We start from the raw sequence: 12141 nt of genomic DNA on the forward strand, positions 1-12141 counted from the left end.
GACCGGCATGACCGAACTGCGCATTGGCATCCTCGTGGCGGGCCTGATCCTGCTGCTGGCGATCTGGTACTTCGGCACCCGGCCGCGCCAGGGACAGGGCCGCCGGGTGCCACGCGGAGAACAGCAGGGCGAGGGCGACCGCATGGAGCCGACGCTCGGCGCGCAGATCGAGCGCGAGTTGGCCGATGCGCCGGCGGGCGAGGAATCGGTGCAGGCGGAGATGGAACTGCTCGACGGTGCGGTCGGCGCGGCCTCGCCCAACAGCGAGCTGGGCAAGCGCGTCAGCGACGACTTCGACAAGATCGTCACCCTCTACATCGCCGCCCGCGCCGGGCAGGTGCTGCGCGGCCCCGACATCGTGGTCGCCGCGGAGAAGGCGGGGCTCACCTACGGCCATATGAACGTGTTCCACCGGCTGGTCGAAAGCCACCCGGAGCGCGGACCGATCTTCAGCGTCGCCAACATCCGCCGGCCGGGCAGCTTCGAGATGTCGGAGATCCAGGCGCTGGAAACGCCGGCGATCGCGTTCTTCCTGACCCTGCCGGCGCCCGTCAGCGCGCTCGATGCCTGGGACGCGATGCTGCCGGCCGCGCAGCGCATGGCCGAACTCCTCGACGGCGTGGTGCTGGACGAGCAGCGCAACGCGCTCGGCCGCCAGCGCATCGCCGGCCTGCGCGACGAACTGCGCGCCTGGGATCGCGAGCACGAGGCCCCGCCGGTCACGCGCAGCCCGCGCTGGTAGAGGCCCCAGACTGACCGCGCTGGGTGTCGCGGTTCCGCGTTGGACTGCAGTCGCGTCAGGCAGGTCTCGCGGAAGCCGCGAGCGCTCGCACGGTGTCCTGGTGGCGTGTCGTTGCGTTGATCGTCTGCCGTCGAGGCTTGGTGGCAGGTCGGGCCGCAAGAGCACGTCGTCCGGATTGCGGCGGGGCGCCGGGTGCGGGTGCCCTTGGGTACGAATGTCCCCCGGCAACGACCTTCGGCCGTCGCCTCCTCCTTGATTTCGCACCCAAGGGCACCCGCATCCCGCGTCGGGCGACGCCGGCACCCTGTTCCCCTTGGAATACGCCTTGTGGTCGCAACGTAGCTGCCGGCCGTGCGGCTTGCGAGAGTGTCGGTTCGCAGGTGGGGCAGGCGAAGGAGTACTTGATCCTGCACTCCCAGATCCATCCGTCAGCCGAGTCCCGCCGTGGCCGGCAGGCCTTTGCGGCGAAATCAAGGAGGAGGCGTCGGCCGCAGGCCGATGCCGGGGGACATTCGCCGCAAAGGCCTGCCGGTCGCGGCGGGGCCCGTCAGGTCGCTGGACACGAGCGAGAGCAGCGTCGAGGTCAAAAGCAGGCCCGACCGCAGTGACCCCGAGGCATGACGCGGTGGTGACCGGCGCGCCCTACAATTCCCCCATGCCCGATCATGCCGCCGCCGCCCGCGTCGCCAAGTTGCGCGCGCGCATCGAAGACGCCAACCACCGCTACTACGTCCTCGACGATCCCTCGATCCCGGATGCCGAGTACGACGCGCTGATGCGCGAGCTGGAGGCGCTGGAAGCCGAGCACCCCGAACTGGCGAGCGACGACTCGCCCACCCGCACCGTCGGTACGCGCCCGGAGGGCGGGTTTCCGGAAGTGCGCCACGCCATCCCCATGCTGTCGCTCGCCAACGCCTTCGAGACCGCTGGCGTGGCGGAGGACGCGGACGATCGCACCCGCTACGCCGAAGTGGCCGACTTCGAGCGCCGGATCGAGCAGCGCCTCGGCATCACCGCGCCGGTGTTCTCGGTCGAGCCCAAGCTCGACGGGCTGGCGATCAGCCTGCGCTACGAGGATGGCGTGTTCGTCCAGGGCGCCACCCGCGGCGACGGCGCCACCGGCGAGAACGTCACCGCCAACCTGCGCCAGGTGCGCGCGGTGCCGCTGAAGCTGCGCACCGGCAAGGCGCCCCCGCCTGCGGTGCTCGAAGTGCGCGGCGAGATCTACATGCCGCGCAAGGCGTTCGAGGCGTGGAATGCCGTCGCCCTGGAACGCAACGAGAAGCTGCTGGCCAATCCGCGCAACGGCGCGGCCGGCTCGCTGCGCCAGCTCGATCCGGCCGTCACGCGCCGCCGGCCGCTGGCCTTTTTCGCCTACGGCGTGGGCGAGGTGGTGGGGCTGGCCTTGCCGGAGACCCACTCGCAGACCCTCCAGCTGTTGCGCGGGTTCGGCTTCCCGGTCGCACCCGAAGTCGACACGGCCACGGGGCTCGATGGCCTGCTCGCCTATTTCCGCCGGATCGGCGAGCAGCGCGACAAGCTGCCCTACGACATCGACGGCGTGGTCTACAAGCTCGACGACTACGACCAGCAGCGCGAGATGGGCTTCGTCTCGCGCGCGCCGCGCTGGGCGCTGGCGCACAAGTATCCGGCGCAGGAGCAGGCCACCGTGCTGCGCGCGATCGAAGTGCAGGTCGGTCGTACCGGCGCGATTACCCCGGTGGCACGCCTGGAACCGGTGCAGGTGGCGGGGGTCACCGTCACCAATGCCACCCTGCACAATGCCGACCAGATCGCGCGCCTGGACGTGCGCGAGGGCGATACGGTGATCGTGCGCCGCGCCGGCGACGTGATTCCCGAGATCGTGCGCGTGATCGAAGAGCGCCGCCCCGAGGGCGCGGCGCCATGGTCGATGCCATCGCAGTGCCCGGTGTGCGGTTCGGAGCTGGTGCGCGAGGAGGGCGCGGCCGCCTGGCGCTGCAGCGGCGGGCTGGCGTGCCCGGCGCAGCGCAAGGAGGCGGTGCGCCATTTCGCCTCGCGCCGGGCGATGGACATCGAGGGGCTGGGCGACCGCCAGGCCGAGGCGCTGGTGGAATTCGGCTTCGTCCATTCCCCGGCGGACCTGTACGCACTCACGGTCGAGGACCTGGTGCGGATGAAGGTCGCGCTGGACGCGGCCACGGCAGGCGATCTGGCCGAGGCCGTGGCCGACAGCCGCGGCGCGCTGGTGCTCGATCCGCGCGGGCAGGCGCTGCTTGCCGACGACGCGCACGACTGGAAGAACGCGGCCTTCCTGCGCAGGCACCTGGCGGTGGACCTCCCGGGCAAGCTGGCCACGCGCTGGGCCGAGAACCTGGTCGCGGGAATCGCCGCCAGCAAGGCGACCACGCTGCCGCGCTTCCTGTTCGCGCTGGGCATCCCGCACCTGGGCGAGACCACCGCGAAATCGCTGGCGCAGTGGCTCGGGTCGCTCGACTTCATCCGCACGACGCCCGCGGTGCTGTTGCAGGCGCTGCCCGACATCGGCGCCGAGGTCGGGCGTTCGATCGCCACCTTCTTCGAACAACCCGGCAACGCGGCCGTGGTCGATGCGCTGCTCGCGGCCGGCATTGCCTTCGGCGACGAGGCGCCGCCCTCGGCCGCGCTGCGCGAACGGCTCGGGCTGGCGCACCTGCTCGAGGCCCTGCCGGTCGACAAGCTCGGCGGCAAGAGCGCCGAGCGCCTGGCCGACACCTACGGTACGCTCGACGCGCTGCTGCGCGCCAATGCCAGCGGCTGGACCGGCGCGGGACTGTCGGCCGCCGGCGCGGAGAACCTGGCCGCCTACTTGGCCGATGGCGAGGCGCTGGCGGCCCTGCGCTCCGCCGACGCGGCGATGCGCCGCCTGCTCGATGCCGCGCCGGCGCGGGCCATGCGCGATGCCGGGCCGCTCGACGGCAAGTCGGTGGTCCTCACCGGCACGCTGGACTCGATGACCCGGGACGAGGCGGGCGAACGGCTCGAGGCGCTGGGTGCCCGGGTCGCCGGCAGCGTGTCGAAGAAGACGCATCTCGTCGTTGCCGGCGAGAACGCCGGCTCCAAGCTGGCCAAGGCGCAGGAACTCGGCATCGAGACCTGGGACGAGGCGCAGTTGCTGGCGTTCCTGGCGAAGCACGCGTGACCGGCGTCGCGAGGAATCGCCTGGCGTGCCGCTTCGGCGTTACCGCGACTCCTGCAGGTACGTTGCAGCTGGCGGGAATGCCCACCTGCCGGTCGCGCGCAACCTGCGCGGCATGGATTCCCGCCTGCCCGGGAATGACGGGCAGATGTGGCACGCCGCCGGGGCCGCGATGAGCTGGCAACCCTCCGCCACTATCGACGCGTTGCGACTGCGCGCGCGCCTGAACCGTCTGGTGCGCGATTTCTTCCGCGCGCGCGATGTGCTCGAAGTCGAAACCCCGGTGTTGTCTCGCGCCGGCAACACCGACCCGAACATCGCCCCGTTCGCGCTGGAATTCTCCGGCCGCACCGACGGCGCGCCGCGCACGCGCTGGCTGCGCACCTCGGCCGAGTTCCCGCTCAAGCGCCTGCTCGCCGCCGGCATCGGCGACTGCTACGAACTCGGGCGCGTGTTCCGCGACGGCGAGGCGGGCGGCCGCCACAATCCCGAGTTCACGATGCTGGAGTGGTATCGCCTCGGCCACGACCACCTGCGCGTGGCCGACGAGACCGTCGAGCTGGTGCAGGCCGCGCTCGCGCTGGTGGGGCGCGAAGCGTCGGTCGCGCGCACCAGCTTCCGCGCGTTGTACCGCGACCTGCTGGGCGTCGATCCGATGACCGCCGGCATCGACGAGCTGCGAGCCGTGTCGGGCGGCATCGACATCGATCCGGCCGGCCTGACCCGCGACGACTGGCTCGACCTGCTGATGACCCACCGCATCCAGCCGCGCTTCCCGCCCAACCAGTTGCTGGTGCTGCACGACTATCCCGCGTCGCAGTGCGCGCTGGCGAAGGTGGTGTGGCGCGGCGATGTCGAGGTGGCCGAGCGCTTCGAGCTGTACCTCGGCCCGCTGGAGCTCGCCAACGGCTATCACGAGCTGACCGACGCCGCCGAACAGCGCCAGCGCTTCGAACGCGACCTGGCGGTGCGTTCCGGACGCGGCGCGGTGCTGCCACCGCTCGACGATGCGCTGCTCGACGCGATGGCCCAGGAATTGCCGGCGTGTGCCGGCGTCGCGCTCGGCGTCGACCGGCTGCTGATGACGATGCTCGGCACCACGCGGATTGCCGACGTGCTGGCGTTCGACTTCAATCGTGCCTGAATCCCGCTACGGTCCGCGACCGGTAGACCGCTCGCTTGTCCGGTCGTTCACATGGTGGCGCGCACTGTAAACGCGCATGGGACACGTCGGGAGGCGCGCGATGGGCGGGATCAGGATCGGACTGGGCGCAGCGGCCCTGGCTTTGCTCACAGGCTGCGTCGGCTATGGCTATCCCTCCGGTGGCTACGAGGGCGGCTATCCAGGTGCGGGAGGCTATCCGGGCGACGGCTACCCGGGGGGCGGGTACGGTCATGGATCGGGTTCCACCGTGCGCTGCGAGTCGGACGAAGGCCGGACCCGGCATTGCCGCGTCGATACCCGCGGCGGGGTGTCCATCACCCGCCAGCTCTCGCGCACCGCATGCGTGCAGGGTCGCAACTGGGGTTGGGACAACAGCGGCGTCTGGGTAACGCAGGGGTGTCGCGCCGAGTTCGTGACCGGCCGTGGCGGCGGATACGCGCCCGGCCATCCGTCGGGTCCCGGCGCCGGCTACGGGCAGGTCGTGCGCTGCGAATCCGACCGGGGGCGGCATCGCCGCTGCGACGTGCAGGTCGGCCGCGGCGTCGATCTCGTCCGCCAGCTCTCCGAGACGCGCTGCGTGCGCGGCCAGAACTGGGGCTGGGATCGTGGCGGGATCTGGGTCGATGCCGGTTGCCGCGCCGAGTTCCGCGTACGCTGAGCCCTGGGCGTCAGGAGCGTTATGGCGCCGGTAGAATCTGCGCCATGACCGACGCCATCGACTACGCGCGCTACGACCGCATCCGCCCGATCCGCTGGACCGGCGAGGCGCTGGAACTCCTCGACCAGCGCAAGCTGCCGTTCGTCGTCGAGTATCTGTCCTGCGCCAGCAGCGACGCGGTCGCCGACGCGATCCACGCGCTGGCCGTGCGCGGCGCACCTGCGATCGGCATTTCCGCCGCCTGGGGCGCGGTGCTGGCGGCCCGCGCAATCGAGGTGACGGACGCGGCGGATGCCGCGGCACGGCTCGAACCGGCGTTGCAGCGCCTCAACGCCGCGCGCCCCACCGCGGTCAACCTCGCCTGGGCGCTGGCGCGGATGCGCGCGGCCCTGCTGCGCGCGCAGGCCGGCGAGGGCATGGACTGGCGGGCCGCGCTCGAGGCCGAGGCGCTGGCGATCGAAACCGAAGACCTGGCCGCGAACCGCAACATGGGCATGCTCGGCGCCTCGCTGATCGCGCCCGGCAGCGGCGTGCTGACCCATTGCAACACCGGATCGCTGGCGACCGCCGGCTTCGGCACCGCGCTGGGCGTGATCCGCGCCGGCGTCGCGCAGGGCCACATCGAGCGTGTGTACGCGGGCGAGACGCGACCCTGGCAGCAGGGCGCACGCCTGACCGCATGGGAACTGATGCAGGACGGCATCCCGGCGACGCTGATCGCCGATTCCGCCGCCGCACACCTGATGAAGACCGGCGTGGTGCAGTGGGTGGTGGTCGGTGCCGACCGCATCTGCGCCAACGGCGACACCGCCAACAAGATCGGCACCTACCAGCTCGCGATCTCGGCCCGCCACCACGGCGCGAAGTTCATGGTCGTCGCGCCTTCGTCGACGGTGGACATGGAGACCGCGTCGGGCGAACTGATCGAGATCGAGGAACGCGACCCGGCCGAGCTGTTCGCGATCGCCGGCACCCGAACCGTGGCGGAAGGCGTGGCTGCGTGGAATCCGGTGTTCGACGTGACGCCGCACGGCCTGATCGATGCCATCGTCACCGAGAAGGGCATCGTGGAGCATCCAGATGCCGCGTCGATGCGGGCAATGTTCCCGGATTGAGCCCGCGCCCGCTGCGGCGCAGCCGGATGATGATCCGGGTTCCATGTCTCCCGAACGTGCGGGCGCGGCCATGCAAGGCAGCGCCGGCACGAAGCAGATGCGCGGCCACCGGTGACCGCGTGCGCCACGGTCGGATCAGCCTTTGCGCGCCAGCCGCCAGATCGCCACCGCGCTGAACAGCACCGTGAACCCCACCGCGCCCGCTGCCGCCATGGGCAGGGACTCGAACTGGAACTTCCCGACCCCGGCAGCGTGCATGGCCAGCTGGTTGACGTGGAACTGCGGCCACACCGGTGTCTGCCAGTGCATGGATGCCGGCAACGGGAAGAACATTCCCGAGAGGTAGCAGCCGGGCAGGTAGACCAGGTTCGCGTAACCGGGCGCCGAGCTGCCACGGAACAGGGTGCCGATCATCAGCCCCATCGCGCAGAACGGGACGGCGGAGGCGATGAGCGCGGCGCTCATGGCGACGATGCGCATCGCGTCCAGCGGCAGGCGGTCCGCGGCCAGTGCCGTGGCGAGGATCGGCAGGTAGGCCAGCAGGCCGAAGGCGATCCCGCAGGCGATCTTCGCGACCAGCCAGGATCCGCCGGGCGCCGGTTGCGCGCGCCTGAGTCGCAGCATCCCCATCTCGCGCTCCATGGCCAGCGATGTACCGATGCCGAACAGGGCGGGCATGCTGATGGCCATGACCGAGAACGCGGAGAACATGAAGACACCCACCAGGGGATCGTCGGCCGTGGCGTCGCCGGCCACCACCAGGGCGATGAGCGCGTACAGCGCGACGGGCATCACCAGCACCGGGAAGGCAAGGCCCGGATTGCGCAGCAGCCGCAACGCCTCGCAGCGGATCTCCTCGAGATAGGCACCAAGCAGCTGACGCGGCGACGGCATCCCGGCGACGCTGCGCTGGTCGAGGACATGGGCGTTCATGCGGCCTCCCGCGTGAGTGCGTTGAATGCTTCGTTGAGTCCCGCCTCGCGCACTTCCAGCCGCGACAGCGACGGATCCTCTGCGAGCAGGCGCCGCACGACCGACTCGGCATCGCTGGCCGTCAGGTGCAGGCGATCGCGCTCGCGCCTTGCGTCCTGCACGCCGGGCCAGGCGCCGACTTCGGCGACGCCGAGCCGCGACTCGCAGCTGATCCGGCGACGCGCCACCAGCGCGCGCATGTCGTCCACGCTGCCGGAGGCGACCAGGTGGCCTTTCGCGATCACGGCGACCCGGTCGGCCAGCGCCTCGGCTTCCTCCAGGTAGTGCGTGGTGAGCACGATGGAACTGCCGGCCTCGAGCAGGTGGCGGATGCTCGACCACAGCGCTTCCCGCGCCTGGACGTCCAGCCCGACCGAGGGCTCGTCGAGGAACAGCACGCGCGGCTGTCCGCAGATGGCCACCGCGAATTGCGTCAGCCGTTTCTGTCCGCCCGACAGCTTGCCGTAGTGCCGGTCCGCGAACGTGGCGATGCCGGCACGTCGCAGCGTTTCGTCCAATGGCAGTGGGTCGACGTAATAGCTGGAGGCAAGACCGACCAGTTCGCGTGGAGTCAGTTCCTTCGGAAGTTCGACGTCCTGCATCATGGCGCCGAGACCCTGTCGTCGTACGGCTTCCTGAGGCACGCCGCCGAGCAGGGCGACCTCGCCGCCGTCGGCTTCCACCAGGCCCAGCCACAGCGCGATCGCGGTGGACTTGCCGGCGCCGTTGGGGCCGAGCAGGGCCAGCAGTTCACCGCTGCCGACCTCGAGATAGACGTTGTCGAGCGCCGTGATGCCGCCGAAGGTCTTGGTGATGCCGCGCAGCGCGGCGACCGGCTCGCTGCCGCCGCGGCCGGTGCCCGGCGGCGGGGCGGGCGAGGGCGAAGACGGTGGCGTGGGCGTGGGATCCGTGCGTCCGATCCTGCGGCCGTTGAGCAGCTGGCCGATCAGCGTGGGCCGCACCAGCCAGTGGTAGCTGGCGAACAGCAGCGCCAGGCTCAGCAAGAGCACGAAGGGATACTTGAAGCTCCAGTGCAGTGGCCATTGCCCCACCCACACCTGCAGCGCGGCGACCAGCGGCAAGTGCGCCAGGTACACCCAGTACGAGGCGTCGGCGATGTAGCGGCGCAGCGGGCTGTGCCCGGCGAGGAAGCGCAGCGCGGCGCCGGCGATGCCCAGCGTCAGGCCCCAGGCCGCCAGGCCATGCATCAGCGCGAAGCCGGACTTCGTGAGCGTGGTGCCGTCGACCAGGTCCAGCGGATTGGCCGGGCCCGGCGGCGCCATCGGCGAGACACGCAGGCTCAGCAGCATCCAGGTGGCGGCGATGGCGCCGACCAGCAGGTTCGGCAGCCAGTGCCTGGCCAGCGAGACCAGCGCGGTATGCGAGCGCTGCACCAGCCAGCCGAACGCGAAAGCGACGCCATAAGCCAGCAGCGGCGCCAGCTGCGGAACCAGGCTCTGGTCGGGCGTGGGAATACCCGACCAGTAGTACCAGGTCGGCAGCGCCATCAGCACGGATGCGACCGGCACCGCAAGCAGGAGGAGCACCACGACGGGCACCCGCAGTGCAGCAGACAACAGGCGGTCCATCGCGCCGCGCAGCCTACCCTGAGGATCGACCCTTGCGGCCACGGCCCCGAGCAACAGCGCGATCGCGTAGAACTGCAGGAGCTGGTACAGGAACCAAAGGTGCATCAGCGGGAACGCACCGAACACCTTCGGCGCCTCCGGCATCGGTGGCAGGTTTCCGCCGAAGGCCTTGGTGATGCCCGCGATCCAGACCATCGAGACCAGCGGATAGAGCAGCACCCAGCCGGCCACCAGAGGCACGGCGATGCGTAGCAGCCGGTTCCTGCAGAAGGCGGCGTTGCCCAGCCTGTGCTGCAGCAGGCGCGCGAAGAAGCCGGCGATGAAGAAGAACAGCGTCATCCGGAACACATGGGAAACGAAGGCCGCGTCGCCCAGCAGCGCGCTGGGCGAACTGTCGGCCATGGCCCAGAGCCCGGGCGGCCATCCGGGCATGAAGGACAGCGCGGCATGGAAGGCCACGCCGAGCAGGAGTGCGAAGCCGCGGACGGCGTCCAGCGCGTGCAGGCGCTGCGGATCGACAGGTTGCATGGCGTGCCCCTTCAGAGGAAGTCGCGACGGCGCGCGGACGTGAGCAGCGGCAGGGTGACGGCGACGACGATCACGACGGCTTCGACCAGCAGGACGTTGAAGACCGTGCCGTTCCACACCGGCGTCGGGCTTTCCAGATGATTCCGGATCCCGGGCAGGGCGCCGACGACGAACATGAAGACGCTCACCGACATGTTGGTCAGGATGATCACCGCGGTCATGAGGCCTTCCGAGCGCGCGTGCAGCGCGCCGCACAGCACCACCGTGAAATTGGCGAGCAGGTAGCCGCACAGCGCGATCACGTAGGGCAGGAGGCCGTCGGGCACGCCCGGCGACGCCAGCACCAGCGCGACGGCGGATGCCGATGCCGCAAGCCAGGGCACCAGGAAGCACAGCAGCAGACCGAAGGTCTTGGCGAAGACGTACTGGCGGATCGAGATCGGCAGGCTCAGCACGAACTCCAGCGAATGCTCCTTGCGTTCGTTGAGGATGCCGTAGATGGCCAGCATGACGCCGCCGGCGATGACCGCGGTGATCCAGGCGATCGCACCGACATTGAAGGCCGTGCGGCCGAACGCGCTGACGAGGGCGGCGAACACGGCGGCAGCGGACGCCACCAGCATCATCGAGCGATGGACGTACAGCTCCTTGGCGATGAGCTTGCGGGTGATGGCGTTCATTGCTCGCGGGCTTCCCGGTGGTGCATGACGTTGGCGATGAAGATTTCCTCCAGGCTCATGCGCTGCACGTCGTGCACAGCCGTGCCCAGCTGCGCCAGCTGCCGTTCGTCGAACCGGTTGGTGGTCAGCGTGTGGAACCGGCCGTCGCTGACATGGCTGACGATGTCCGTCAGTTCCGGCAGTTCGGCTTCGGGCGGAAGCTGGACCTGGATGCGGCGCCAGCGTTCCAGGAATTCCTCCTTGTCGCTGCTGCCCAGCAGCCGGCCGCGGTCGAGGAAGGCGATGCGGTCGGAGATGCGTTCTACGTCCAGGGTGTTGTGCGAGGAGAACAGGATCGAGCGGTTCTCGTCGCGCAGGACATCCATGAACTCGGTCAGCAGTTCATGGCGTGCCACCGGGTCGAGGCCGCTGGTGGGTTCGTCGAGGACGAGCAGGCGGGGTCGCCTCGCTAGTGCCAGCAGCAGGGCGGCCTTGGTGTGCTCGCCATGCGAGAGCGTCTGCGTCGTCTGCTCCGGACGCAGGTTGAAGCGCCCGAGGAGGGTGGCGGCGTAGGCCGGATCCCAGCCGGGGTAGATCGACGACACCAGACTCATGTGCCGGCCCAGCGTTGCATTGGGCATCAGGCGCATGGCAGCGGAGACGTAGCCGATGTCGCGCTTGGCCACCGCCTGCGCATCGGGCATGGCGCAGCCCAGCACCCGGATCTCGCCCGCATCCGGTGCCATCAGCCCCATCGCCATGCGGATCGTGGTGCTCTTGCCGGCACCGTTGGGGCCGACCAGGCCCATGACCTGCCCGGGTTCGAGATCGAAAGAAATATCCTGGAGGGTGAAGAAGCGGAATGCCTTGGTGACGCCACGCATCCGGATGTGTTCGGCGGTCATTTCGTTCCCCGGGGGCGCTGGGCGGCGCGCAGGCGCGCGAGCAGTTCTTCGGATGGCAGGCCGAGCTGGCGCGAGATCTCGGCAGCGGCCCGCAGGTGTTCGTCGAGTTTCCGGCCCAGCAGTTCGCTCGCCGGGCTGCCCTTGCCGCTCTCCGCCACGAACGACCCCTTGCCGTGGCGGGTGACGATCACGCCTTCGGCTTCCAGATCCAGGTACGCCCGCTTGACGGTGATCACGCTGACGTTGATGTCGGCGGCCAATGCCCGGATCGACGGCAGTTCCGTGCCCGCCGGCCAGTTGCCGGACGCGATACGCGCACGGACCTGCTCCACGATCTGGAGGTACATCGGCCGGGCGTCGGTCTGCGAGATGTGGATGCTGCTGTTCATTCTGTGCATATAGTGTATGCACAGATGGCGCGGCTATGGAAGGGCCCTGATGGCAGTCCAGGGGAGCCGGCCCAGCCCGGTCTTCCCGATGGGGCTTGGATGCGGACGGCCGCATCAGCAGGTGCATCGCGAGGGTTACGCGAGATGCCGGCGCGAACTCCCGCCGCTGCATCGCAAGTGATTGATTCTGTGCAGGAAAATAGTGGCGAACATGCGCTGCGCGTGGTACCATCCGGACACTGTCTACGGCGGGGTCGAGAGG

The 12141-nt window shown here is 70.0% G+C and carries 10 protein-coding genes; 5 read left to right on the forward strand and 5 right to left on the reverse strand.

What is annotated here, in order from left to right; genetic code table 11:
- Positions 1-7: 7 nt before the first annotated feature.
- The 5 genes from zipA to mtnA all read left to right on the forward strand — a co-directional run bounded on the left by zipA (position 8) and on the right by mtnA (position 6837).
- Positions 8-742: a cell division protein ZipA gene (zipA, locus tag FZO89_RS15750; RefSeq protein ID WP_149104379.1), complete on the forward strand. Its 735-nt coding sequence runs from the start codon at positions 8-10 to the stop codon at positions 740-742.
- Between the two features lie 655 nt (positions 743-1397).
- Entirely contained in the window at positions 1398-3902 is a 2505-nt protein-coding gene (ligA, locus tag FZO89_RS15755; RefSeq protein ID WP_149104380.1) for an NAD-dependent DNA ligase LigA, read from the forward strand.
- A 169-nt stretch (positions 3903-4071) separates the two neighbouring features.
- The gene (gene epmA / locus FZO89_RS15760) at positions 4072-5043 is read left to right on the forward strand and encodes an EF-P lysine aminoacylase EpmA (RefSeq protein WP_187471240.1); all 972 of its coding nucleotides are present in this window, start codon (positions 4072-4074) and stop codon (positions 5041-5043) included.
- Positions 5044-5143: 100 nt separating this feature from the next.
- Positions 5144-5722: a DUF3011 domain-containing protein gene (locus FZO89_RS15765; protein ID WP_187471223.1), complete on the forward strand. Its 579-nt coding sequence runs from the start codon at positions 5144-5146 to the stop codon at positions 5720-5722.
- A 44-nt stretch (positions 5723-5766) separates the two neighbouring features.
- Positions 5767-6837 (forward strand): S-methyl-5-thioribose-1-phosphate isomerase, encoded by a 1071-nt coding sequence (gene mtnA / locus FZO89_RS15770; protein WP_149104382.1) that lies wholly within the window; start codon positions 5767-5769, stop codon positions 6835-6837.
- 135 nt (positions 6838-6972) lie between these two features.
- Here the strand turns inward: mtnA and FZO89_RS15775 are convergent, their stop codons facing one another.
- Genes FZO89_RS15775 through FZO89_RS15795 form a run of 5 tightly spaced genes read right to left on the reverse strand, consistent with a single transcriptional unit; the run spans position 6973 to position 11879 of the window.
- Entirely contained in the window at positions 6973-7770 is a 798-nt protein-coding gene (locus FZO89_RS15775; RefSeq protein ID WP_149104383.1) for an ABC transporter permease, read from the reverse strand.
- Entirely contained in the window at positions 7767-9926 is a 2160-nt protein-coding gene (locus tag FZO89_RS19020; protein WP_149104384.1) for an acyltransferase family protein, read from the reverse strand. Before FZO89_RS19020 ends, FZO89_RS15775 begins: the two co-directional genes overlap by 4 nt.
- Before the next feature lie 11 nt (positions 9927-9937).
- On the reverse strand, positions 9938-10606 hold the full coding sequence (locus FZO89_RS15785; RefSeq protein WP_149104385.1) for an ABC transporter permease: 669 nt from the start codon (positions 10604-10606) through the stop codon (positions 9938-9940).
- A complete protein-coding gene (locus FZO89_RS15790) occupies positions 10603-11490 on the reverse strand; it encodes an ABC transporter ATP-binding protein (RefSeq protein WP_149104386.1) in 888 nt (295 codons plus the stop codon). Before FZO89_RS15790 ends, FZO89_RS15785 begins: the two co-directional genes overlap by 4 nt.
- Positions 11487-11879: a GntR family transcriptional regulator gene (locus FZO89_RS15795; RefSeq protein WP_149104387.1), complete on the reverse strand. Its 393-nt coding sequence runs from the start codon at positions 11877-11879 to the stop codon at positions 11487-11489. Before FZO89_RS15795 ends, FZO89_RS15790 begins: the two co-directional genes overlap by 4 nt.
- Between the last annotated feature and the right edge of the window lie 262 nt (positions 11880-12141).

This window comes from Luteimonas viscosa (genome assembly GCF_008244685.1).
In the GTDB taxonomy this organism is placed as follows: domain Bacteria; phylum Pseudomonadota; class Gammaproteobacteria; order Xanthomonadales; family Xanthomonadaceae; genus Luteimonas; species Luteimonas viscosa.

Coding starts and splice junctions, on each gene's coding strand:
- FZO89_RS15790 (WP_149104386.1), bottom strand. CDS start 11,490: ATGACCGCCGAACACATCCGGATGCGTGGCGTCACCAAGGCATTCCGC.
- FZO89_RS15765 (WP_187471223.1), top strand. CDS start 5,144: ATGGGCGGGATCAGGATCGGACTGGGCGCAGCGGCCCTGGCTTTGCTC.
- ligA (WP_149104380.1), top strand. CDS start 1,398: ATGCCCGATCATGCCGCCGCCGCCCGCGTCGCCAAGTTGCGCGCGCGC.
- FZO89_RS15785 (WP_149104385.1), bottom strand. CDS start 10,606: ATGAACGCCATCACCCGCAAGCTCATCGCCAAGGAGCTGTACGTCCAT.
- FZO89_RS19020 (WP_149104384.1), bottom strand. CDS start 9,926: ATGCAACCTGTCGATCCGCAGCGCCTGCACGCGCTGGACGCCGTCCGC.
- zipA (WP_149104379.1), top strand. CDS start 8: ATGACCGAACTGCGCATTGGCATCCTCGTGGCGGGCCTGATCCTGCTG.
- FZO89_RS15775 (WP_149104383.1), bottom strand. CDS start 7,770: ATGAACGCCCATGTCCTCGACCAGCGCAGCGTCGCCGGGATGCCGTCG.
- epmA (WP_187471240.1), top strand. CDS start 4,072: ATGAGCTGGCAACCCTCCGCCACTATCGACGCGTTGCGACTGCGCGCG.
- FZO89_RS15795 (WP_149104387.1), bottom strand. CDS start 11,879: ATGAACAGCAGCATCCACATCTCGCAGACCGACGCCCGGCCGATGTAC.
- mtnA (WP_149104382.1), top strand. CDS start 5,767: ATGACCGACGCCATCGACTACGCGCGCTACGACCGCATCCGCCCGATC.